General features: G+C 34.6%; 22 protein-coding genes and 2 tRNA genes. 14 read left to right on the top strand and 10 right to left on the bottom strand.

Annotation, left to right across the window (positions count from 1 at the left end):
• Positions 1-29: 29 nt before the first annotated feature.
• The gene (locus phytr_RS00445) at positions 30-1,028 is read right to left on the bottom strand and encodes a hypothetical protein (protein ID WP_106873930.1); all 999 of its coding nucleotides are present in this window, start codon (positions 1,026-1,028) and stop codon (positions 30-32) included.
• 136 nt (positions 1,029-1,164) lie between these two features.
• Here phytr_RS00445 and phytr_RS00440 point away from each other — a divergent pair.
• Positions 1,165-1,254, top strand: a tRNA-Ser gene (locus tag phytr_RS00440).
• Positions 1,255-1,257: 3 nt separating this feature from the next.
• On the top strand, positions 1,258-1,929 hold the full coding sequence (locus phytr_RS00435) for an RlmE family RNA methyltransferase (RefSeq protein WP_106873929.1): 672 nt from the start codon (positions 1,258-1,260) through the stop codon (positions 1,927-1,929).
• A 9-nt stretch (positions 1,930-1,938) separates the two neighbouring features.
• On the opposite strand, the gene phytr_RS00430 is transcribed toward phytr_RS00435, so the two are convergent.
• The 6 genes from phytr_RS00430 to phytr_RS00405 form a co-directional block, all read right to left on the bottom strand.
• Positions 1,939-2,946 carry a hypothetical protein gene (locus phytr_RS00430; RefSeq protein ID WP_106873928.1) on the bottom strand — a complete coding sequence of 336 codons (1,008 nt, stop codon included), beginning with the start codon at positions 2,944-2,946 and terminating at the stop codon, positions 1,939-1,941.
• 102 nt (positions 2,947-3,048) lie between these two features.
• Entirely contained in the window at positions 3,049-4,299 is a 1,251-nt protein-coding gene (dacB, locus tag phytr_RS00425) for a D-alanyl-D-alanine carboxypeptidase/D-alanyl-D-alanine endopeptidase (protein WP_106873927.1), read from the bottom strand.
• A gap of 3 nt (positions 4,300-4,302) precedes the next feature.
• Positions 4,303-4,746 carry a dUTP diphosphatase gene (dut, locus tag phytr_RS00420; protein ID WP_106873926.1) on the bottom strand — a complete coding sequence of 148 codons (444 nt, stop codon included), beginning with the start codon at positions 4,744-4,746 and terminating at the stop codon, positions 4,303-4,305.
• A 12-nt stretch (positions 4,747-4,758) separates the two neighbouring features.
• A complete protein-coding gene (locus phytr_RS00415; protein WP_106873925.1) occupies positions 4,759-5,634 on the bottom strand; it encodes a hypothetical protein in 876 nt (291 codons plus the stop codon).
• Positions 5,635-5,636: 2 nt separating this feature from the next.
• Entirely contained in the window at positions 5,637-6,041 is a 405-nt protein-coding gene (locus phytr_RS00410; RefSeq protein WP_106873924.1) for an ExbD/TolR family protein, read from the bottom strand.
• 3 nt (positions 6,042-6,044) lie between these two features.
• Positions 6,045-6,764: a MotA/TolQ/ExbB proton channel family protein gene (locus phytr_RS00405; RefSeq protein WP_106873923.1), complete on the bottom strand. Its 720-nt coding sequence runs from the start codon at positions 6,762-6,764 to the stop codon at positions 6,045-6,047.
• 132 nt (positions 6,765-6,896) lie between these two features.
• Between phytr_RS00405 and phytr_RS00400 the strand changes: the two genes are divergently transcribed.
• Positions 6,897-6,972 (top strand) — tRNA-Phe (locus tag phytr_RS00400).
• Positions 6,973-6,992: 20 nt separating this feature from the next.
• Positions 6,993-7,958: an RluA family pseudouridine synthase gene (locus phytr_RS00395; protein WP_106873922.1), complete on the top strand. Its 966-nt coding sequence runs from the start codon at positions 6,993-6,995 to the stop codon at positions 7,956-7,958.
• A gap of 101 nt (positions 7,959-8,059) precedes the next feature.
• On the opposite strand, the gene phytr_RS00390 is transcribed toward phytr_RS00395, so the two are convergent.
• Entirely contained in the window at positions 8,060-8,677 is a 618-nt protein-coding gene (locus tag phytr_RS00390; RefSeq protein WP_106873921.1) for a hypothetical protein, read from the bottom strand.
• A gap of 382 nt (positions 8,678-9,059) precedes the next feature.
• Between phytr_RS00390 and phytr_RS00385 the strand changes: the two genes are divergently transcribed.
• Entirely contained in the window at positions 9,060-10,196 is a 1,137-nt protein-coding gene (locus phytr_RS00385) for an ankyrin repeat domain-containing protein (RefSeq protein ID WP_106873920.1), read from the top strand.
• 398 nt (positions 10,197-10,594) lie between these two features.
• Here the strand turns inward: phytr_RS00385 and nth are convergent, their stop codons facing one another.
• Positions 10,595-11,215, bottom strand: a complete 621-nt coding sequence (gene nth, locus phytr_RS00380) for an endonuclease III (protein WP_106873919.1) — start codon at positions 11,213-11,215, stop codon at positions 10,595-10,597.
• Between the two features lie 42 nt (positions 11,216-11,257).
• On the opposite strand from nth, the gene phytr_RS00375 reads away from it, so the two are divergent.
• Together phytr_RS00375 and phytr_RS00370 are read left to right on the top strand one after the other, a co-directional pair.
• A complete protein-coding gene (locus phytr_RS00375) occupies positions 11,258-11,860 on the top strand; it encodes a phosphatidylglycerophosphatase A family protein (protein WP_106873918.1) in 603 nt (200 codons plus the stop codon).
• A complete protein-coding gene (locus phytr_RS00370) occupies positions 11,857-13,014 on the top strand; it encodes an FAD-dependent monooxygenase (RefSeq protein ID WP_106873917.1) in 1,158 nt (385 codons plus the stop codon). Before phytr_RS00375 ends, phytr_RS00370 begins: the two co-directional genes overlap by 4 nt.
• Here the strand turns inward: phytr_RS00370 and phytr_RS00365 are convergent.
• Positions 13,009-16,788 carry an autotransporter outer membrane beta-barrel domain-containing protein gene (locus phytr_RS00365; RefSeq protein WP_106873916.1) on the bottom strand — a complete coding sequence of 1,260 codons (3,780 nt, stop codon included), beginning with the start codon at positions 16,786-16,788 and terminating at the stop codon, positions 13,009-13,011. The two genes, phytr_RS00370 and phytr_RS00365, sit on opposite strands and share 6 nt — an antisense overlap.
• 287 nt (positions 16,789-17,075) lie before the next feature.
• Here phytr_RS00365 and phytr_RS00360 point away from each other — a divergent pair, with 287 nt between their 5' ends.
• From phytr_RS00360 to rpiB, 7 genes are all read left to right on the top strand, one after another.
• Positions 17,076-18,938: an ankyrin repeat domain-containing protein gene (locus tag phytr_RS00360; protein WP_106873915.1), complete on the top strand. Its 1,863-nt coding sequence runs from the start codon at positions 17,076-17,078 to the stop codon at positions 18,936-18,938.
• Between the two features lie 193 nt (positions 18,939-19,131).
• Positions 19,132-20,322 (top strand): ankyrin repeat domain-containing protein, encoded by a 1,191-nt coding sequence (locus phytr_RS00355; protein ID WP_106873914.1) that lies wholly within the window; start codon positions 19,132-19,134, stop codon positions 20,320-20,322.
• Between the two features lie 84 nt (positions 20,323-20,406).
• The gene (locus phytr_RS00350) at positions 20,407-21,645 is read left to right on the top strand and encodes an ankyrin repeat domain-containing protein (protein ID WP_106873913.1); all 1,239 of its coding nucleotides are present in this window, start codon (positions 20,407-20,409) and stop codon (positions 21,643-21,645) included.
• An 85-nt stretch (positions 21,646-21,730) separates the two neighbouring features.
• On the top strand, positions 21,731-23,104 hold the full coding sequence (locus phytr_RS00345; RefSeq protein ID WP_106873912.1) for an ankyrin repeat domain-containing protein: 1,374 nt from the start codon (positions 21,731-21,733) through the stop codon (positions 23,102-23,104).
• Between the two features lie 67 nt (positions 23,105-23,171).
• Complete coding sequence (trmD, locus tag phytr_RS00340) at positions 23,172-23,888, top strand: tRNA (guanosine(37)-N1)-methyltransferase TrmD (RefSeq protein WP_106873911.1); 717 nt, start codon at positions 23,172-23,174, stop codon at positions 23,886-23,888.
• Positions 23,889-23,899: 11 nt separating this feature from the next.
• Positions 23,900-24,262 (top strand): 50S ribosomal protein L19, encoded by a 363-nt coding sequence (gene rplS, locus phytr_RS00335; RefSeq protein WP_106873910.1) that lies wholly within the window; start codon positions 23,900-23,902, stop codon positions 24,260-24,262.
• A complete protein-coding gene (gene rpiB, locus phytr_RS00330) occupies positions 24,262-24,693 on the top strand; it encodes a ribose 5-phosphate isomerase B (protein WP_106873909.1) in 432 nt (143 codons plus the stop codon). Before rplS ends, rpiB begins: the two co-directional genes overlap by 1 nt.
• Positions 24,694-24,728: the final 35 nt, after the last annotated feature.

Genomic DNA, 24,728 nt, shown 5'->3' with positions numbered 1-24,728 from the left:
CTGCAGTTTAAATAATAACATAAAAGTTTTTAAATTTCCATTTCTGTAACCTCTTCTTCTGATACACCTAATACTGCGTTTACAACTTCACAAAAAGTGTGACAATCTTCTGTAACCCTATTAAAATCTGCACTAACCTTACATGCTTTAATTTTATCAAAAGCCTCCTCAAGATATTCATTACATGCATCAATAACCGTACCTACATCATTCCAGCTGTTAGAAGATAGATTTTCTGCTATTAACAAATACTTCTCCCATATTTGCTTTTGACCTTGGGTTAAATTTGGAACTTTAGCTATTGAGGTTTTCTTTTCATCACAAATATTGATATATTCTAGATCCTTGTAAAGTACCTCATCCCGCATCTCACACTTTAATTTATCTGCCATTTCCTCAAACGCTTTATTCAATCTTTTTTGGGTTACTTCAGGAACATAGGTTTTTAACTTACTGATTTGAGTGATAATATGATTTTTTAATTCACTTTGCTTTAATTTTAAATTATCCTCCAGCCATATCACATACTCTGGATTATCATACGTAAATCTCTGCTGCTGCTCCAAAATATTAAAAAAATCAGCTAGATACAGATCTAACTTGAAGTTTTCAAACTCTTTTAAAATACTTAATGTATAGTCAGAACACTCCGCCCTACCATCTGATTCAATAAACTCTTTTAACTCATCAATATCACCAAGATATGCCGCTAATATCATATTAGCTTGACTCAGTTTGCAACTCTTAATAGATTTGCCTTCATAAGCATGATAATCTGATAACTCTTGCCAAATCATCTGAAAATATTCTCTAATTGCAATCTCTTGAATTGTTTTATTTTTTAGGAAATCATCTAAACTTCTCACTCCATATTTACCAGTCCATAAACCTTGAGATATATATCCCACTTTTTTCAGTTGTTTCTCAGAAATTTGATATAAACCATAATGATGACCGTTTTGAGCGTCTAATTGAGTATTTGATAACTTTTTTGCTAATGCTTTATAATATTTACTGATAAATTCCATACTCACCTTAATTAGTTATTTGTGGAATTAAGGTTTTAACACATTTTTGTTAATATACAAAACACAAAATTATAATAATTTAAGCTGTGTATTTATACACGCCGTAAAATATGCTATAATTTTGTTTCATATATAAGGAGAGATGGCCGAGCGGTTTAAGGCGCACGCCTGGAAAGCGTGTTCATGCGGAAGTGTGTCAGGGGTTCGAATCCCCTTCTCTCCGCCATAAATATATTATGCTTATGCACATAAAGATAAAAAAAAAGTTAAACCATCATCTCGAAAATGGATTCAAAGGCAACTAACAGATCAATATGTATTGCAAGCTCAAAAAGATGGTTATAAAAGTAGAGCAGCATATAAGTTGCTACAAATTCACGAAAAATTCCAAATATTCAAAAAAGGCAATATCACAATTGATCTTGGAGCAGCCCCAGGTGGTTGGAGCCAGATAGCAGCAAAACTATCAAATGCCACTTCTACAAATAAACTAGTAATAGCTCTTGACCTATTACCTATGGATAAAATTGCCGGAGTGAGCAATATTTGCGGTAATTTTTTAGATGAGCAAATACAAAACAAAATATGGACTCAATTAGGAGACCACCAAGCAGATGCGGTAATAAGCGATATGGCCCCAAATACTACAGGTGAGCGTTCTACTGATTACTTACGTATTATGCATTTATGTTCTGAGGCTTTTAGCTTTGCTCAAAAAGCACTAAAACCAGGGGGTAGTTTTATAGCCAAAGTTTTTCGAGGAGGAACTGATCATAATATTTTAAAAGAAATCAAAAATCATTTTACTACAGTAAAGCATTTTAAGCCCCTTGCTAGTAGGCAAGAGTCTACGGAAATGTACTTAATTGCTCTAGGCTTTAAGAATCTTTTGAACAGCTGATAGTGCCTATTAAAATACATCCATAAATTCATTTTCATCATCACTTGAATCTTCACCAATTAATTTTATAGTAAATACTTTTGTTGTATCTACTGAAGTATTAAACGTTCTAAGCGGCGTTGGATCGGTTTTATATGATGAAGATTCTGAAGAAAGCTCGTATTTTGGTATAGAAGGCTTTTTTAATTCTAGATTAAGCGGTTTAGAATTTGATATACCTTCTATCTTTAAATCCTTGATCACAGTTGAATTTGAAGCCTCTTTCATTTCGGACGGTATAGACACTTTTAACTCTAAGATCTTATCTTTACTGATACGTGGAGCATTTTTGGGTTCCGAAGTTTCTAGCACCTCAAAAGTCGAAAGGGGTCTTGGATTTACAGCTGCTGGCTTAGTAAAATTAGCAGCTGGCTTTATACCTGATGTATTTTTTTGTTGACTCAATTTATCCGAAGGTGATTGTATGGGTTGATTAGTTTGAATCCCGATAGTATTTTGCGAAACTGGAGCAGGTTCAAGGATGTACTTAACTCCATCTATCATAAAGCCTCCTAGTATCGGTATTATTTCATAAGTATGATTTGGAGGACCATACAAATCTGTTTGAGTTTCCTTATTGTCAACTGGTTTGATATCAGTATGATGATATAAGTCTAATATCGGTTTATTCCTAATAGGGACAGGAAGCGCATACGGCATACGATGAATCATTACAGGAGGACTGAGCGGTTTAAATGACGTATTAGTTGCAAATGATTTGTGATGTGTGGGCAGATTATCAAACGTAGGAGAGTTAAAACGAGATGCCGAAGATTGCTCAGGAGTAGGAGGCAATCCAGGCCAATAATCAGGAGATGCAACCAGTGGCAATTCAGGTGAAGGAGTAGGAGTTGGGAGTTCGGGTGAAGGTGTATTTCCAGAACGATAATGTAAAACAGGCGAACCTAGATCAGAGTCAGTATCAATACTTAACTTTTTATGATCAGCGTTATCTGGCAAATCTTTATCTTTAGACATAGCAATTATTCACCTGAATTACGTAATATAAAATTATTATCCTAGATATATAAATATATTGTCAACATAAATTACGAAAATAGTATTTAAGCAAATAATATTTTAATTATTTAGACGTAAGGACAAAAAATTATCAATTACCCCAAACATATCATTTGAAGGAGGGGCGAAACTATTCGTCATAATGACAAATGTTTTTGATTTACTATAGCCACATAAACAGCTAAGTCCTTTCATATTACCGGTTTTGGCTTTGAGGTCAGCTGGAAGATTTAAACGCCTAGCAAGTGTGCTTTGTTCTTCTCCTGGATAAGGTAATAAGTCGATAAAATCAGGGACTTGATAGCCTCTTTTGAGTAATTCAAATAGCTGATAGGGTTGAACCTGATTGTATCTGGATAAACCCGAACCATCCAATATAGTGGAGTCTTTAAAATCAAGGTTGTAATGTTTTTTTATCAATTTCTTTATAGCACTATCACCATCTTGCCATTGATTAATTCGTAGCATTGTTAAATATAGGCTATCAAAAACTAAATTATCAGATTGCTTTAGAGCTGGTTTTAATATTTCTACAAGAGGCTCGGAATCAATTTGGTTGATCAGTTTACCATAATTAAACGTCTTAGTTGATATCTGAATTTTTCCCTTAATACCTAACCCATCAAGCAACTTTTGAATTTTTTGAATAATAAATGGTTGAATTTGTTCTGGTGCAACTTGGAATTTATGTACTTCATTAATATTTATGTTTCCTTTCAGATAAAACCTACCTTGGTTCCAAGAAGATTTAACAGAAGAGGCTTTATCAGAGCTAGTAATATTAGATATAATCTTATACTTCGCATCACTCACAATCAAAGGATTAAAAACTGTACTAGGAACTACCTTAAAGTTAATAAGGTTATGATCAATATTAATGCTCCATACAGGAGGGGCATACTTTTTTCCTATATCATCGATCATCATATGAGGAGAGTAAGGGGAGGCTTGAAATACTGATGCATCTAATATGATTTTGCCTTTAATTTGCTTATTTTCAAGAGGCGCAAGCAATAAAGCAAGATCATTAGTTGTTAAAGTAGGATCTCCTGAAAAGACAATAACAATATCATTATTCGAAGAAAAAAGGCGAGTTTTGTATCTGTAATCTGGCCCTAGCTCTTTTAATGCAACTAGGGCAGTAATAACTTTCTGACAACTGGCGGGCGTTGCATATACTTTTGAGGCATGTTCCGTTGTAATTCTATTTCCTTTTGTATACCCAATAATATAGGAATAAAATGCAGGTTTTTGGTTGTATAATCTAGGGGAGCAGCTAGTAAGTAATAAAAATAGAATTAATATGCGCATTAACTAAAAAAATCCACTTGAACCAAAACCTCCAGCTTGACGCTCCGTATCTGATAATTCATCTACCTTCTCCCAAGATGCTTGCGTATAGCCGGCAATGATAAGTTGGGCTATACGCATTCCTGGCTGTATAACAAATTCCTCATGGCCTAAATTCATTAAAATAACTTTAATTTCACCCCTATAGTCAGCATCAATTGTTCCAGGGCTGTTTAGAACCATAATACCATGTTTTGCTGCAAGACCTGAACGGGACCGTACTTGCCCCTCATATCCCTTAGGCAAGGCTATGCAAATGCCCGTCGGGACCATATTCCTTGTCATTGGTTTTAAAATAATATCTTCACTAATTGCTGCATACAAATCCATACCAGCACTTTGAGCACTTGCATATGATGGTAGAGGTAAGTTTTTTGCGTGATCAAGTATTTTAACAGGTAATTTCATAAAGAATTTAAATTAATTATTGATAAAAACTAACGGAATATTTTGCCAATGCTCGTAATGTTCTATGGCAAAAAAATCAAAAGGAGCAGAAAGTTTGATAGCTCTAATTATACTATCTTTGATTGCCACCTTGACACTATCTGGAACAGACTCATTTAAAAACTCAAAATTTGATATAGAATTTATGTCTTGGTTTAGATCAAGCATCAAGTTAACTTTAATATGAAGCTTATTGTAATCTCTCATACTTGGAGGTTTATTCCAGTTGCTTTCAATTTTCCGCTGTAATAAAGTCCTAGCATTCGCAAACTCTGCCATATTAGGATTATAATTTGTGCTTGCACTATCCTGGTCGTCTTTATTTTTGCTGCCCGACTTTTTGTTAGACTTATCTTTTGTACCCTCTGAGGCTCTCTCCTTATTTACTTGACCTTTTTGAGATAAGAATTTTTCAAGTTCTTTTAGATTTATCTCTTTCTTAGGCTTTTGGGGTTTTGCTGGCGATTTAGGTTTAGTTTTGATTTCATAAGGTATGACGTTTTTTGGCTCAACTTTCTTAGGTTTATCAGTAGGTTTTGTAGTTGGCGCTTGAATCTCTTTATCAGCTTTTATTGCTTGAGGTGTATCTTTAATTTGTGGAGGGACTTTAGGCTGTTTATTTGCAGAAGTATCAACTTTTTTAGCATCTTCTATTTGGGGCAGTTTACTTTTTTTCTTCAATCTAGTCTGAATATTGTTGATGTCAGACATGCTTACTACATGCATAAAAAAAACATGTTCGCTAGATTGTCTATAAGGCTTATAAAACTTTTTAGAGGCAAATAACGCAAAAAAAGCTATATGAAGAGTAACAGAGATTAAAAGAAATACATTAAAGCGCCTATCCATTTCTAATCAGATTTGCTTACTAGCCCTACTTGATGAAATCCCGCTTGGCCAATTAATGTAATTGCCTTGATTATGGTGCCATAGTTTAAGTCTGTATCACCCTTAATAAAGATCTTGGTATCGTATTTTTCTTTTGTTATAGCTTTAAGTTTTTTAGCAAGGTCTTTGATTTCAACCTTAGTTTGCATGATGTAAAGATTGCCTTTAATATCCAGAGAAACTACTAAAGGTTCGCTCTCAAGGCCCAAATCCTTACTACTTGCTTTAGGTAAATTAACTTCAACGCCACTTAATATAATTGGTGCAGTAACCATAAATATCACAAGCAATACGAGCATAATGTCAATTAAGGGTACAACATTAATTTCGTTTACAACTGTCCTTCTACTACGCTTTCTTAATAACATAAATTATTGAGCAAAATTTTCTTTAATTAATGCAAGATGTACTTCAGAGGTAAAGTCATCCAATTTGTTGATTATTGTATTTAGTTTGTTAGATAAAATGTTATAGAAAACTGACGCTGGTAAAGCAACCGCAATACCAATGGCCGTAATAAATAGCGCCTCAGACATACCAGGTGCAACAACCGCAATACTGACATGCTTTGCAGCACTAATAGACTGAAAACTATTAATAACCCCCCAAATCATGCCGAAAAGACCAACAAATGGAGTGTATGATCCTATCGTTGCAAGCATCGTAAGAGATGTTTCTAATTTATCTACTTCTTTGTTTCGAGCCACATTCATAGCTGCAAGAACCATTGATGAACGTAAATTTATATCCCCTACATTACCAGATACGCTAGATTCTTCTATCCCAGCTCTAAATATAGCAACGCAAGGGTTATTAGAAAATTTTTTAACTTTACTATAGCTTTGATGCAAGGATTGTCCCGACCAAAAATTTCGCTCAAAAAGTCTTATTTTATAATTTATAGTAGAATATTGAAAATACTTATTTAAAATGATCGCAACAGAAACTACGGACGCAATCAGTAGTAGCAGAATTATGAGCTGAGTGATTATATCTGCATTGCTAAGCATCTTAAGCAGGGAGCTGATTTCAAAATTTTTGTCAGGTGCAAGTGGTAAGGATATAATGTTATCAAGATTGTTGTTACTCATAAAATTTAAATGCTAGGTTCAAATAATAAACATCATAACAACAAATTTTAGTAAAAAGTAGAACGAATTTAAAGATTTTTGTTTCACCTACACTGGACAATGGGCGCAATTTGTAGTAATTTATATTTTTGAGGCTTGATAGCTCAGTCGGTAGAGCATAGGACTGAAAATCCTTGTGTCGCTGGTTCGATTCCAGCTCAAGCCACCACCCACCTTTCCATATCTATCATGAATCAGGAAAATAGTTTTCTTATACCTCAAGAAGCTCATTTAATTCGAATCGACAAAGCTTTATCTCTTATATTGAATATCCCAAGGTCACAAATCCAATCTTTCATTAGTCAGAATCTTGTCTTGCTTAACGGAGAAGTAGTAACGAAACAAAATACGTGCGTTAAGTTTGAAGATAACGTTATAATTAAATCTGTTCCCGAAAAGGTTAGAAGAGTAAGGTGCGAAGAAATAAAACCAAAAATAGTGTATGAAGATGATGATGTTATGGTTATTGATAAACCAGCTGGCCTTTCTGTATATCCCGGCAATCAGCATTCAGAAAAATATACACTTCAGGACTTTTTAAAATCTCATTGTCAAAATAATTTATCTGATGTTGGAGGAGAAAATCGCCTTGGAATAGTCCATAGGTTAGATAAAGATACCTCTGGCCTTATGATCATAGCTAAAACTAATCAAGCACATCTAAACATTGCTGAGCAGATCAAAGAGCGTCAAGTTAAAAGAATTTACAAAGCTTTAGTTTGGGGTATGATCATTAAAACCACTGGAACTATTGAAAGTTATATAGACCGCGATAAAGTCAACCGTTTAAAGATGCGTATATCCAAGGAAGGTAAGTTTGCATCTACTTCATATAAGGTGTTAAAATTTTTTCCTAATACAAATATTAGCTTAGTAGAATGTCAGCTTGATACTGGCAGAACTCACCAAATCAGGCTGCACTTGAGTCATATAGGTCATTCCATTGTAGGAGATCAAATGTATGGCAAAAATGATAAAAAGCTTTCGGCACTACACCTAGACAATGACCATCCATTAGTCCAATTCAAAAGACAAGCCCTACATTCGGCTCAACTAAGTTTTGCCCATCCAATTGATAGACGACAATTGATGTTTAACAGCATATTCCCTGAAGATTTACAGAAAATTATTAGTTACTTGGAAGGTCCTAAATAAAGTAGCCAGGTTGACTGAAGAAGTAAGAGGGTCTTACTTCTTCAAGAATTTACCCAAAAAGTAGAGATGCGATATACAATACTGGTTTAAGATTCACAACCTTAAGCAGCAGCCGCTACAGAATCCTGTCCTACCGTATCTAAATGTAGATCATGAGATGACAAATCTGTATTACAGCTATCAATGTCTTTGTTAATCTGTGCATTAGCACAAGAGTTGCCTTGTTCATTTATTGCTTTTTGCATTTCAGAATATACATACTTCATGTCCAAATAAATCATATCCGATGTCGCATAAGCTGCTTCTGAGGTTTTTGTACAAAAGTCACGAAAAAGTTCTGGTATTTCGTTTAAAGATTTTAAAGCTAAAGTGCCTTTTTTATAAGCTTCTTCTGGTAATAATAAAGGTTTAGCTAATGCTTTAATAGTACTAAAGCCAAAAACCATACCATAAAAACCTTTATATAAACTCCATCCAGGATAATTTTGTATATTTTCTCCATAAGCATTTCTTACATTTTCCAAATTACGACTCAAATTGTTATTTTTTAACTCACTTAATTTGGTCACCGAAGTGCCTGCACTTACTACAACTGTAGCCATACCCCTTACTAACTTATATGAGGCTATTCCCGCTTCTAAATTTTTATCAAACATATTTTTGTGACTAACATAAAAAGACTGAAGTGAAGATTGCGCTTGAGAAACTAAATTATTCATAATTTATTATAATTTAATTATTTTATATCAATATTGTATAATAAGTTATATGTAAATTGCAAGTAGTATTATAAGTTTTTAAATATTAAATGGATTATTTATTAAAATTATATTAAATAAATAATAATTATCTTTATCTAAAAATCTAATCACAAACACATCAAATTATTTAGATACGTTGGAAAAGCCATTTTGAAACATATCATCTAGGCAGCTAGATCAATCTTCAAACCACATCAAAAACAATATGGTATCGAAAAGATTAATTATCTAAGTCACAAGCTATTCTATTTGAATCTATCTTGTGCAGATTTTAAATGATTGTTAAAATCTTTATAGTAGGTATATAATACTATTATAACTATAAATATATTACTAACTCATGGATATAATAACTCAGCTTTTTCAGTATGCAAAAGATAAAAATTTAGAAGCATTAAAAAATAACAAAGAAAAATATACCGCACTAGTAGAAGAAAAGATTAAAGCCTTAAAGGAACAAGGTTGCGATATAAATCCACAAGATGAAGATACTAATTTAACTCTCTTACACTTTATAGTATTTGGAGTATTGGATAACCATTTGCTAGATTATTTTACTGTTTCTGATATAAAACAATCAGCTGAATCTCTCTTGCCTTCAGCCGCAGGAGGAAACAACTTGGATGCTGTTAGATGGCTATTAGATAATGGGATTAACGTAAATGAGCAAGATTCATACGGAGAAACAGCCTTGCATTGCGCTGTTTTAAAAGGAAATCTTAATTTAATAAATTTCTTATTAGATAAAAATGCAGATGTAAATATAAGGAATGCTGATGGCGAAACCCCGCTGCAAGAAATTTTTATGACTGGTGGTAGAATTAATGATGATACCATAATTGGTATTATAAAGACTATGATTGACAAAGGTTCTTTCGTAAATCCTGTTGTTAAGTCTGATAATAAGTATTATTTTTCAACGCTTAACCAAGCTGTTGGTTGTCCATTCCAAAATGAGGATACTAGGTTTAAGGCTGTCCTTTTAATAATAGGAAATCTAAAAATAGGGTGGATAAACTTTAAAAAACATATTCCTACATTAAACTTTCTAACCGAAGAAGATAATATTGATCAACTCTTTGCCCAAAACGAAGATATTAGCCTTAAAATTGCTGCAGCACGTAACTTGCATAATGCCTTAAATGAATTTAACCAAGATAATGAAAATCCAAAGGCTAGAGAAGCACAAGAGTACGTATTCAATAAACTATCTGTGCTACTTAGACATTCAATAGCAGAAAATGATATGAAAATAGACGCTGAAAGCGAGTTGGGCGATGTACTCAAGGCTCTTACAATTGACACAGAAATTGGAAAAAGGAAAGTAGAAATGGGCGAAGAGACTGATAGCATTAAAAAACCTTCGGTAGCATTAAGTACGGATAATCAAGAACCTAATACAGTTCTACCGCTTGTCACCAACCACGACATGGATTTATTAGGAGATACCACGCACGCGGATACCCATAATTCTTAGTTTAAACACTATTAGATAAGGTATTTACAGGTATAGAACGCGCTCTGGCTTCCTTCTCTTTTTAGGCTCAGGAACTTGCTCTGCATCTTTATCAGTTTCTTGGTCTTTATCTATTTCTTGCTCTTCTTCCATAAGTTCTGCCACTATTTTATTGTAAACATTTGGATTAAATAGACACTGTTAACAAACTAGTTCTTTTTAGGGGTTTTTTAGGAGCAGACGCGCGGAAAACCGAATAATACTAAACGTATTTGAGGATTTGAGCAGGACTGCAACGTCAAAAACACCAAAAAGAACTAGTTTGTTAACAGTGTCTAATTTCAAGCAGAATAGCATATCCCAAATTACCTGCTAAAAAATTTTGGCTTTCTTGATGATTTGTGTAGGATGTAGTGCAGCTATACCATATTGTACAGCTTACAATATTTACTAACCTTACATTCAGGACATTTTGGTTTGAGAGCTTTACAAATATAGCGACCATGAAGCACTAACCACTGATGAGCCCGCGGTCTCCACTTAATGTCTATAACCTTTAATAAATCTTGTTCAACTCTTTCTGGATCTTTAGAATTTGAAAAACCCATACGATTTGCCACTCGCTTCACGTGAGTATCAACAGCCATAGTCGGAGCTCCAAAGGCACTAGCTAGAATCACATTTGCACTCTTCCTACCAATACCAGGTAGTGTGACAAGTGCATCAAAATTATTAGGCACGGTTGAGTGAAATTTCTCAACTAACACTTTAGAAAGGGATATAATATTTTTAGCCTTGGTATTGAAATAATTGATTCTTTTCACATACTCTTTAAGCTTTTCCTCACCTAATGCAACCATCTTCTCTGGCGTATCACAGATAGCAAACAAGGGAGGCGTAATTTTATTAACCATCACATCTGTTGCCTGCGCCGATAAAACCACAGCAACAACAAGTGTATAATTATTTACAAAATCAAGCTCAATACCAGGGTTAGGATTATCGCTAGCAAAAATATTTAAAACTTCTTCTATCTGCATTTGTTTTGGTTATTATAAAATATTATAAACTACTGAAAAACAATGAACACCTTTATAAAAATAATAGTTACCTTCGGCTTTATCGGTAAAATTCCTGTAGCACCAGGTACATTTGGCTCACTGGCAGCGTTTCCTTTACTTATTCTACTTCATTACTTTGTAGATGCAAACTTATTGGTACAAGCTTCTATGATACTACCCGGTGTCGATATTCGGGTTCTAAAATTTTGCATTATGCTACTTTTTACTCTGTTTTTATTTATAATAGGGACAGTTGCATCAGAGCTTTATATTCAAGATAAACAAGATCAGGATCCTTCGGAAGTTGTAATTGACGAAGTTGTAGGCCAATTACTAACCAGTATTTTATGCCTTTTTGGGCACATGATGTTTGCGATGTATTTAAGACAAGAAAAAATATACGAACAAAAAACATATCTTTTAATCTTAGATCTGTTTGTAACTTTTATTTTGCCTTTTGTGTTATTTAGAATTTTTGATATTTTTAAACCTTGGCCAATAGATTATATTGATCAGAATATAAAAGGCGGTCTTGGTATCATGCTAGATGATGTTTTAGCAGCGATATTTGCAAGCGTTTCTTTTTACGCCTTAATGTTTAACTTTTTAAAATTTAATCCATGAAAGATATAGTTATTTTAGGATGTGGTTACAGCGGAATGATTGCGGCTCTTGCTTTGAGCCACAAAGGTATTTCATCAACAATTATTGAAAAAAGCCCTTGTACAGGTAAATTCTTGCAAGATCCAAGAACAATTTCCATTAACTTAAAATCTAAGGATTTTTTAGAAGAAATTAACCTTTGGAAACACTTAAGAGAATATGCAGCTGATGTAAATGATATATACGTAATGCATAACTATCAGCCTGAAACACTGCGTTTTAGCAAAAATGAGTTAGGTTTAAGCGGAGCGCTGGGTTACATGATAGATGGAGGCAGCTTAAAACAAACGTTATTTTCCCTTGTTAAAGAAAATAAGCTGATCAAATTAACCAAATCTGTAGGCTATAATGATGTCAGCTTTGATGGAGAGGTGTGTAACTTGACCTTAGAAGATGGAACTTTACTAAAACCAGATTTAGTTATCGTAAGTGATGGTAGAAATTCTATTATCAAAGACAAATACTTTGGCTATAGCGTAAATAAGTGTTACGGCGAAGCTGCATTTGTATTTAACATCTGGCACGAAAAAGCTCATAATAACGCAGCCATAGAGCACTTTTTGCCAACAGGACCATTTGCCACCCTGCCCCTTTTAGATCAGAATGAATCTGCTGTCGTATGGAGCGTAGAGTCCGAACTTGCATCTATGTATAAGCTATTAGATAAAAGAGAACTAACTCATCAAATTCAAAAGATTTTAGGAAATTTCTGGGGCGAGGTGAAAATTACAAATGACATTCAACTCTTTAATCTAACAGCACAGGTTACTGATAAATATTTCTTTAAAAACTTAGTACTTGTAGGCGATGCGGCACATCATATTCATCCACTTGCAGGTCAAGGTTTGAACTTGGGAATTATCGATATTGCATCTTTAAGCAAGATTATAAGCAGATACTTTAATCTTGGATTAGAGTTAAATGAGATTGCCTTAAAGGATTATCAAAAAAGCCGCAAATACGATAACCTTAAGATGTTTTTTGCTACTGATTTTATTGATAAGATTTTTAGAAATCAGTCGCTACCATCTAAGGTTATCAAAAAAGTCGGATTTAATTTTCTAAATTGCTTCCCCCGTTTGAAGAATCAAATAATCAAAGCCACAATGTCATAATTTCAATTGTAACTTTATGTTGCCTTGATGAGCCTTATATTTATGACCAAATGCAAAATTATAATTCAGGCTTAATTCAATTCTTCTGCTTTTTAAAGCAGTATTTAGTCCTAAGTTATATACTACGGTCCTACCTAACTTTTTACCTTGATAATTATCAACTCCAACTCCATTGGCATCAAGTAAAGTAGCTTTTGATCCTTGGCCTTTGTTAAATATATCCTTTGAAAGTCCTGCTGAGAAACCATATGCCAAATATGAATCTCTTAAGTGCTTAGTAACCTCAAGCTTTGAGCCTATAATGCCTGCTAATATCTTATTTTTCTGACCTTTCTGTTCAACTAAACCTTCATCCACGATAAAAGATCGATCACCATCCTTAGATTGCAGGTAACGCAAACCCATATGAGGAATTAAGGATATATCTTCCGATAAGCTAATTTTATAATTTAGTAAACTAAATGCCCCAAAACCTTTCGACCTATACTTTGTCCTTTCATCACTAACCTTACTATTGATATGGGATAAAGCAGATTGCACAAATAATTCAGGCGTAATGTCATATTGCCCATAAATTTGAAAAACATTAGACTTAACGCTGGATGCAACCTCATTATACTTAAACTTACCAGTAATATTTAAGTAGGCAATACCAAGCTTAAAGCAATCGCTAAGTATAAAATCACTTCCAACAGCGTAAGATCCCAGGTCTCCTTTATAATCTTGACTAATGAAACCCAGATTACCAGAAATCCATGGTCTGTAAATATAACTAGGGTCTTTTTCACCCGCAGCTGGCAATAAAACTTCATCTATCTGGCTTAAATGAGACTTTATTTGATTCTCTGCAAATAGATATATAGGCAGTACCATACTTCCCCTATCTATATATCCTTTAGTTTGCTCGGATATTTTTGGACTCTGAATAGGTTCTGGATTTAAATCGGGCGCAGGATTTCCACCGCCTTCTGTATTTTCTTCTTCATTTCTATCATCTTCTCCATCCGTACCTTCTGGGTCATTTCCATTCACATCACTTACACTTACAATTCCACTATCTTCACTCTCTGAATCGCTTGATGAATGAGTATCGGACTGAGTTTCGCCTCCTTTATTGGACTTATCTGGTTTTACTCCAATATCTCTCTTCGCTCCACCGCTATCTTCATAATTTCTAACCTCATCGTTTAAGTTTTGCTGATCCGGTGAATTAGTTTGATCAACAGCTTGATCTTGTGTATTAGCACCCATGTAATTACTCAAATAAGCTACGGTAGAAGCAACTGCACCCAGAACTCCACCCAATACACCATAATTTTTTCCATTGTTCTGACCAGCTCCTCCACCTTGATCAGGACCAGCTGCAGGAGGGTTTGATCCAGCAGCAGGAGGGTTTGATCCAGCAGCATGAGGGTTTGATCCAGCAGCATGAGGGTTTGATCCAGCAGCATGAGGGTTTGATCCAGCAGCATGAGGGTTTGATCCAGCAGCAGGAGGGTTTGATCCAGCAGCAGGAGGGTTTGATCCAGCAGCATGAGGGTTTGATCCAGCAGCATGAGGGTTTGATCCAGCAGCAGGAGGGTTTGATCCAGCAGCAGGGTTTGGGACATCTTCCACTATATCAATATCTGATTCGTCATCCTGTTCAGAATTTGCTTCGTGATCTACAAGATGGGGCCCAAGACCAAGATAAGCCCCCGCAGCCGCCATGGCTCCGTAAAACATATTTTTATAACTCCCTCTATTGTTTTTACTATCAGATTCATCCCCAGTTTTTGGTTCTTGATCGGTAGTAGGTTTAGTAGTAGATTCGGGCTCAGACGTATTTGCTGAGGCAAGAGCTGGTACTGACTCAAAAATTGATATTGCAGGAGAAGACGATGCGATTGTAGAACCTAATATATGGTGTTCAGGAACTTCCATTGATTCACCTATATCATTTTTCTCCAGTACTCCTGTCTGATCGTTTTGAGCAGACAATAAACCACCAGAAAATGAATTATTATATGTAGTAGGTAATTGAAGAGGCACACCAGCTATCTTAATCTCATGCTCAAATCTAGTGCTTATTCCATGCTCATTGATACTTATCAAATCATTGGTAATATGACCATTATCCATACTTTCTATATCCGATGCACATTCCACTACAGGCTGATTAATATTAATATCAATAACTAATGACGGATCTGATTCAGGTACTGGCGCTGGCGCAGGAAATGGCCCAGGATCTTGGGAAGTTGGGCGATGAGCCATGACATCACTACCATTACTTTTTGTATTCAATATACCCTCAGGCTGATCGGTATTAGTATTAGGAAATACTGCAGGGTCTGTTGAAGGTAGATCATGAGCCGGCTCACCGCTTGGAACAATAAAATAATTTGCTATTGCTCCAAGAGCCCCAAGAACCGTAATTCCAGGAATCCATCTCTTAATATTTCTTCTACCATTATGATTATTTCTAACAGTAGAAAGGTTAGAATTTCTTTCTTCTGTTTCAATTTCTACAGCCTGTCGCTCATCGCCTTCTTGCCGCAACCTAGATTGATACCCACGGACTAAAGCCTGTATCTTAGTTGCCGCTTGCTGATGTTGCTGCTGTACAGGTTGTGGTTGTATAGGTTGTGGTTGTATGGGTTGTGGTTGTATGGGTTGTGGTTGTATGGGTTGTGGTTGTATGGGTTGTGGTTGCTGTACAGGTTGTGGTTGTATGGGTTGTGGTTGCTGTACAGGTTGTGGTTGTACGGTTTGTGGTTGTAGGGGTTGCTGCTGTACGGGTGCTGATGCAGGAGCTGGTGCAGGAGCTGGTGCAGGAGCTGGTGCAGGAGCTGGTGCTGGTGCTGGTGCAGGAGCTGGTGCAGGAGCTGGTGCAGGAGCTGGTGCAGGAGCTGGTGCAGGAGCTGGTGCAGGAGCTGGTGCAGGAGCTGGTGCTGGTGCCGGCGCAGGAGCTGGAGATGATGCAGATGCTGGAGATGATGCAGGTGCTAGTACCAATGTTGTTGAAGACGGAGTAATATTTTGCCCCCCACCTTGCTGATCATTTATATCTCTATCACATTCTGAAGAAAATAATCCTCTACCACCCCCAGGCTTTTCTAAAGCAGCAGTCTTTTCTTGACTTATAGCCATTTGTTTCATATCTTTATCTCCCAAAGGATCACTAAGAAGGCTCCTACGTTCTAAAAGATCTGGATATTTATCAAGCAATCTTTTTATATTTTCTCTATTAGCATTAGGTCCTACTCTCGAATCCCAAGGTAATTGATTTCGTATTTGAGATGAACTGCTTCCACTCATGCTTTTGTTTATGGCATTAACCTGATCAATAATGCTCGGCCCCGAATCCATCCTATCACTTGCTGTATCCGAGTTTTCTGATTCATTAAACAAATCACTTATACCATCTAAATATTCTTGCCTATTTTCTTGTCTTCCAAGACCGCGATGAGTAGCCAGACTATTTTGTAGCATACTTTGATCAAACCCCCTAGGCATCACACCCCATGCTATAGGATCAATAGCAGTACTTGCACGGTCACTATATAAAGATGCCTCTCTATTTAAATTAATACCATTTGCAAAACCATCACCCGATCCTACACTTCCTGAATTTAAGGAGCTTACCCCAGTAAAATGTCCCGTACTATGAAGGAACGCAGGTCTTGTTCTATCATTTCTTTCAATAGAATTGATATCTATTTCCCCATCTTCAGCACATAAAGCGACGTGTCCCAATAAAATAAGACCCAATAATTTAGACCTAGGAAGCATAACAAAAAACTTAATAATTACTTATAAATTAATACACTATACTATATTTAATTTAACAAATCTATGGTAAAGAATATAGAAATATTATTTATTTTTGACATAACAAATATTAAAATTGTTATTATTGAAATTATTTCCAAAGTAAGCTGACTATACTTTGAGAGTTTTTAAACATAAACTAAAATAATTTAGGAATACTGAGGTTATAACTAATATATTTAAGTTATTACTAGTATTTATAGTCTCAGTATGGTAAAAACTAAAGTAACCAAATAAATTTGAATTATATGATTTTAAAACGTTTACTGATTATTGGTAATAATCTTTTACCCGAAAATTCCGACCAGTTTAAACAAATAGAAAAATTTTATTCTACTCCAGATTCCTTAATTATAAGACACATGGACCAAGATAAATGGATATCCCTCATGGGAAAAATAGATTCTACAACTAGGATTGACATACATGCGCATGGTAGTGATAAACTCGGCTTATCAGAACTACCTTCTGATAAAGTATATGGATTAAGTTTAGGAGAGGATGGATTATGTTATCGCTTTAAAGATATCTTTTCATTCCTAAATATATTAAGCAAAAAGAGTCCTTTACACATTCATATATGGTCTTGTTTTTCTGGTAATGCACACAAAGAAATAACCAGTTTACCAAAAGACTCTATTTTATTCACTCACGTATCTGAGGATCTAGAGTCAAGAGGCATGCTATGTCATCTTGCTTTTAGCAAAAGTATTGAAAAATGGACTAATTACGACACTTCAACATCTAATAAATCTATAAGAGCTATTACATTACAGGCATTTTTAGATAATCTTGCCTTTGAAATATTTGAAGGAGCAGGTATTAGTACTTGGAATTACGAAAGTGTCTACTTCTTTTGGAAACAGCAAAAAGTAACTGAATACGAATTTCACTGTACAGAAGATACATTCCAAAATCCCGAAGAAGTTTTAGTAAGGGAAAATAAAAAATTTAATGAATTTTGTAACAAAATATTGCTCAATGGAGAAACACTTGCCCCCACTCAATTCACAAAAGATCAAGAAAAAATTTTACAACACGGTTATTTAATCAAGAATTTAACAGATAAATCCCAAGAGACAGTGAATTTTTTAAAAGAAGAAGATTTACCACTTTCATTTTTCGATGAAAACATTACCTATATAGATTACTACGAAGGAGCTTGTATAGAACAAAATATAGAACTTATTAGATATTTTCTAGACAAAAGCTGGAACCTAAATCAATTTAATAATTCAAATGGATTTACTCCGCTAGCTTTGATCATCAATAACAACAAGATTAAGCTTCTCTTCGAACAACAGGGTATACAAAGCTCTTTAACTCAAGAGGCATTTGAAAAACAAGAAAGTATTGTTAAATTATTACTGGGTAAAGGAGCCAACCCTAACCTTCCAGGCAAGGATGGTATATCTCCTTTAATGCTAGCTATAGATCAACCTAATCAGTCATTGGTAAAATTGTTGTTAGAAAATGGCGCAGATGCTACTGAAACTTTTAAACATACTATCGTATCAGGAACACCAGAACAGATAGACTTACTACTCAGCTTAGGAGCCGATCCTAATCAAATCATAAATAATGGTCTGTCTGCTTTATATTATTGCGTGTTGTCTAGAAAAGAAATAATCAGCTTATTAATGAAATACAAACCTAATTTCAATGATCCTTTGAACGCAGCAGCTTTCGAAACATCAGTGAGGGCGAAAGATTTGGATACAGTAAAACTATTACTTCAACATAAAATACCCGATTCTTTGAATGTAAAAGCTTTAAAAGCCGCAGTGTGGGGAAAAGACTTGGGCATGGTAAAACTATTACTTGCAGATAGCACTGATTTAGATCATCTAAACAGTGCTATGTCTTTAGCAATATATGATCAAAACTTCAAGATGGTAAAACTATTAGCCGACCACGGCGCTAATGTCGAAAAAGGGTTGAAATCTGCTAAAAGTCTTTCTGAATCCAATGAATTAAATCAGATTATAGAGTTTCTAGAGAGCAAGCTTGAGTCGGATCCACTTTCCTTGATAGATCACGCAAACCACGATATGACGCAAATTGGAGAGATTGAACTTAATGACTCTACGGATAATCAGCATAATATCTAAAGTCCAAATCATTCTTCTAAAACTCTTTCCCCCAAAGACTTATATAATTATTGCGACTGTCAGATCTACGCTTTTTCAAGAAAGCTATACAGCCCTGTAATACAATAGATACGAAAAATTTGATAACTTATCACGAAAAACTTACGGTGCATGGTCGTTAATAAGCTACAATGGCACAAAAGTACAAACTACCATGGATACAGTAAGAACACTATTAAATAACATAATTCAAAATATTGAATGCTATGAAAGGGTGACCCTAGATCCTTTAAGAGCAGATGTAGCAATAGTAGGTTCAGAACAAACTAAAAAAGCTTTAAGGGAAGCGCGTGACAGCTATAGAAAGGAATTATCGGAAAACTACTCCAGAAGGTTAATAGATGCTATCAAATTAGCAGAAAGCCAAGGCAATGATACTAATCCCATATACACAAGAGAAATAAAAAAATATAAGGGCGCATCTATTTTACATTTAATCGCATGGGGACTATTTAGCAACCATATTTACGAAATATTGTCCCACATCAGACCACAGGACATTAAAAGAGGGCTTATGGGATCTGAGCTTATGGAGGCTATAGAAGAAAAAAATACAATATTAAGAGACTGGCTATTAGAAAATGATGCTGATGTAATGTACCGCAAATCATCCGGTTCTTCCGCCTTGCATATTGCCTGCCTAATCAAGGATTATAAAACAGCCGAACGCCTTATTCAAAGGGTGGCCAGAGAAAAAGATACAAGCGCAGTCAAAGAATTCGTAAATGCTGTAAAAGAATCTGGATGCACCCCTTTATACGAAGCCTTAGTTCTTGATTCACCCAATTCTGAAATACCATTAGATAATCATCACATGCTCAAATTTTTGTCTTTATTCATCGAAAATGGAGTAGATTTAGACAAAAAAAACTCTGGTAAGCGTACAGGCGAATATACTATGTTCAACACTATCATTACCTCTCACCTTCTACAAAATTTAGATCTTGCATCAGCGGCTGTTAAAATGTTAAATTCAGGACAAAATATTCAAATTAACCTCAAAAATCCTACAATTAGCAGTTTTTTCACTGATAAAATCAACATTCAAAAGATAATTTTGCTAGAAGAGTATGATTTGTCTCAAAAGTTTACAGCTCTGAATAAAATTAAAGAAGAATTAATAGATTTTGATCATCAAAGTAATAATCTAAAAGAAGATAAGTACAAAATTACATCAGGATTTATAGATGCACAACTAAACACATTATCCAAATTCTTCCCAACCGAAACGTTTAATGCTGCAAGCAAAGTTACCTCAGGCATAGAAAATCTTGACCTCGCTTCCAGCGAAACTAAACCTGAACTACTAGGTCACACTCATGACAAAGAAATTGCTGAAGTTTAGGATATAACAATTTTTACACAATAATTTGATTGTTAAAAATTTATAGTTTATAGTTACTAATAGATAAAAATATAAATTACTACTATGACTACATTGGAATCATTATTAAATGAAATTATTCAAGAGATCAATGAGACTACAATTCGTTTGGCAAAAGAAGTAAACAAATCCATAAATCTTTACAACGAAGCACTTAACGGCTCAGAAGAAGAAACAAGAGAAGCTGATACAAGATTAAAAAAAGCGGAAGAAGATTATGCCAATGCCAGCGTAAATTGTGTAATAGAAGTATCAAAAAAGTATTCTGATCATTTAGTAGATGCTATCAAATCAGCAAACTCACAAGGTAGCGATACTAATCCCATATATTCGGGAGCAATAGAACAAAGTAAAGGTGTTTCTATTTTGCATCTTGCTGCATCTGGTTATTTTGCAGGTGTAATTGAGGAAATACTGCCTTATATTAGGCCACAAGATATTAAAAGAGGTTCCGGATTAAAGCTTGAATCTGAACTCATGATAGCTATCGAAGAGGAAAACACAACCTTAAGAGACTGGTTATTAGAAAATGATACGGATTTGATGTATAAAAAAGCATCCGGCGCTTCTGCCTTACATATTTCTTGCATGGTCAAAGATTATGAAACAACGGAACGTCTGATTAAGAGAGTAGCTCAAGAAAAAGGTATAGAGGCAGCCAAAGAATTTGTAAACGATCAGGATAAGCATGGATGCATACCTTTATATGAGGCCTTAGTTGTAGGACAAAAACACTCAATTGATAATCACAAGATGCTTAAATTCTTAGACCTATTTATAGAGAAAGGTTTTGATTTTAATCAAGAACTTTCACTTACGGATCAATTTAAATGTATGTCATTTAATTTTCTTTTTCATTCTTGTACTTTAGATTCAGATCTTGTTGTATTAACAGTTGTTAAAATGCTCAACTCAGGCCAAGATATTGCAATTTATCTTAAAGATCCTTGTGTTCGGGAATTTTTCATTAACGAAAGTAATATTCAAAAAATGTTTTTGTTAGAAGTATATGATACCCCTCAAAAATCCTTAGCACTTAACAAAATTAAGAAGGCTTTAATAGATTTTAGCAATCAAAATCATCATCTAGAAGAAGCTAAGTACAAAGCAAGTATAGAGTTGATAGATCAGCAGTTAGCCAGATTATCAGAAATCAACTTAATTGAAAGCAACGTCTCGGTCAATGAAGTTGCTCTAGGAATAGAGCATCTCGATATTGCTTCTAATCAAAATCAACCTGGATTATTAGGTCACTCTAACGAGGAAGAAGTTACAGAAAGTTAGGATATAATAATTATTGCATAATAATTTGATTGTTAAAAATTTATAGTTTATAATTATTAATAGATAAAAAATATAAATTACTATTATGACTACACTAGAATCATTATTGAATGAAATAATTCAGGAGATCTCAAAGTCTATAGATCCTTTAGACAATAGAATACATGAACTAAAAGATCTTATGTACGAATCATCAATAGGCAAGTCGGAAGAAGAAGTAGAAAAAGCTAGGGCAGGGCTTGAAGAAACCACAAAACCTTTAAAAGAACTTATAAGCAATTATAAAATAAAAATATCGAAAGAGTATTCTAGTAAACTGATAAAGGCTATCGAATTAGCAAATTACCAAGGTAATGATACTAACCCTATATATTCAGGAGAAATAGAAAAATATAAAGGGATGTCAATTTTACATCTTGCTGCATACGGCTTTTTTGGCGACAAGATTGAGGAAATATTACCTCATATTAGGCCACAAGATATCAAAAGAGGCTCTGGATTAAACCTTGAGTCTGAACTGATGGCCGCTATTGAAGAGAAAAGTATAGTATTAAGAGATTGGCTTTTAGAAAACGATTCTGACCCAATGTACCAGAAAAAATCAGGCTCTTCTGCGCTACATATCGCTTGCATGATCAAAGATTATGAAACAACAGAATGCCTTATCAAGAGAGTAGCTGAAGAAAAAGGTATTGAAGCCGTAAAAGAATTCGTAAATGCCGTAAATACATATGGATGCACACCTCTATATGATGCTTTAGTTATGGGATCTAGCAGAGGTACACTTGATAATGATAAGATGATGAAGTTTTTGTCTCTATTTATGGAAAATGGAGTTGAATTAAATAGGGGAAATTCAGGTAAGGACACAGGTAAATATACAATATTTAATAAAGTCGTTACTTCCCATCTCTTAGAGGAATTAGACTTAGATCGTGCATCAGCAGTTGTGAAAATGCTCAACTCAGATCAGGATATTAAAATTGATCTTAAAAAATCTGAAATTCGTGAATTTTTCACTAATGAAAGTAACATGCAAAAAATACTTTTGTTAGAAGATTATGACGCAGCCCAAAAATCTGTAGCCTTTAATAAAATTAAAAAAGCTATGAATAATTTGGCTTACAGTGGAGAAAGGGAAGGAAAAATCATTGTTAATCAAGAAGGTCATTCTACATGCTATGAAGTAGACCAAGAAGGTTTATGCACAAATATAATTTATATCAAAGAAGCAGACGGCACTACTCACTATAATATACAACTTCCCGATATAATTATTAGTTTACGTTCTTCCATTTCAAGCATAGAAGGTCACATAAGCCAATTATCCCAACCCCTTTTATCTGATATTGATGCAAGCGAAGTTGTACCAGGAATAGAACATATTGATATTGGGGATAATCATATTCCAGTTGAGATATCTGGCCACTCTCATTATGAAGAAGCTACTGAAGGTTAGAATATAACAATTTTTGCATCTAAGAATTATTTGTTAGAATGTTTGAGGTGCAAAAATCTTATACTAAATGTCTAAACTACACATTACCTTTTTAACAACCTTTCCCGAAATATTCCCAGGCCCACTTGGCTTTTCTTTAAGCGGTAAAGCTTTAGAAAAAGGTATATGGTCGTATGATGTAGTAAATATCAGGAACTTTGGCATTACGAAGCACAAGAAGGTGGATGATATTCCGTATGGCGGTGGAAGCGGTATGGTTGTACGACCCGATGTGCTAAGTAGCGCAATTGATTTTGCCTTAGAGCAAAAACCAAATTCACGCATTTTATACACTTCTCCACGCGGTAAAGTGATAAATCAACAAATGGTTCAACAAATCGTAAGCCTTAACAACCAAAGCTTAATAATAATTTGCCTTCGATTTGAAGGTATTGACCAAAGAGTCCTAAACTATTACAATATAGAGGAAGTTAGTTTAGGGGATTTTATACTCTCGGGCGGTGAAATTGCAGCTTTGGCTCTTGCCGATAGCTGTATTAGGTTGCTTGAGGGGGTGGTTGAGAATACCGAAAATTTAAAAAATGAGTCATTTAATCCACAAGGTGAATTAAAGGGGCTCTTAGAATATCCTTTATACACAAGGCCACAAATTTGGAATAGCCTGGAAGTGCCGCAAGTACTTTTATCAGGCAACCATGAAGAAATAAAACAGTGGAGGCGGAATGCTTCTTTAGAAATAACAAAATTAAGAAGGCCAGACTTGCTGGTAAAAAACAATAAATAAGTGTAATTTATATGCATCCTACAGTAGTTCAATTGCAAGAAAGAGAAATACAAAAATTATCTGAAAATAAAAAAGTTCCAGAATTTAAAGCCGGCGATACTTTAAAAGTAAGTATTAAAATTCAAGAAGGAACAACCGAAAGAATTCAAGCTTTCCAAGGTATTGTCATTAGCAAAAGAAACAGAGGTCTCACATCTTGCTTCAAATTATTTAAAATCAGCCACGGCGAAGGAGTAGAGAGAACTTTCATGCAATATGCTCCAAATGTTGTAGGTATCGAGGTTATATCTCAAGGTATTGTCAGAAGAGCTAAATTATATTACTTAAAGAGCCTAAAAGGTAAAGCAGCAAGAATTAAAACTAAAGCTTTTTAATGAACAAGATTGCAATCGCTTCTGATCATAAAGGATTTAATCTTAAAGAAAAGATCAAAAGCTTGCTTGAATCTTTGTCATACAAAGTTATAGACTGCGGAACAAAATCAGCAGATGTATCTGTTGATTACCCTGATTATGCTAAACTTGTTTGTGAACAAATCGTAGAAAACGGTATAAAAATGGGCATTCTAATCTGCGGCACCGGTATTGGAATGTCAATATGTGCCAACAGATTATCTAAGATAAGAGCGGCTATGTGCCACAATCAGTATATGGCCTTTAAGGCAAGATCGCATAATGATGCCAATGTCCTCGTACTAGGCTCTAAAATTGTTTCCACTTCTGAAGCACAAGATATAGTAAAAACCTTTTTAACCAGGGGTTTTGAAGGCGGAAGGCATATAAAAAGATTAGAAAAAATCCACTAAACTAAGGGTCTATTGCAAGGTGATGATTTTTGGGA

Source organism: Candidatus Phycorickettsia trachydisci, from assembly GCF_003015145.1.
Classification (GTDB): domain Bacteria; phylum Pseudomonadota; class Alphaproteobacteria; order Rickettsiales; family Rickettsiaceae; genus Phycorickettsia; species Phycorickettsia trachydisci.
This window is presented reverse-complemented; position numbering and strand designations above follow the sequence as displayed.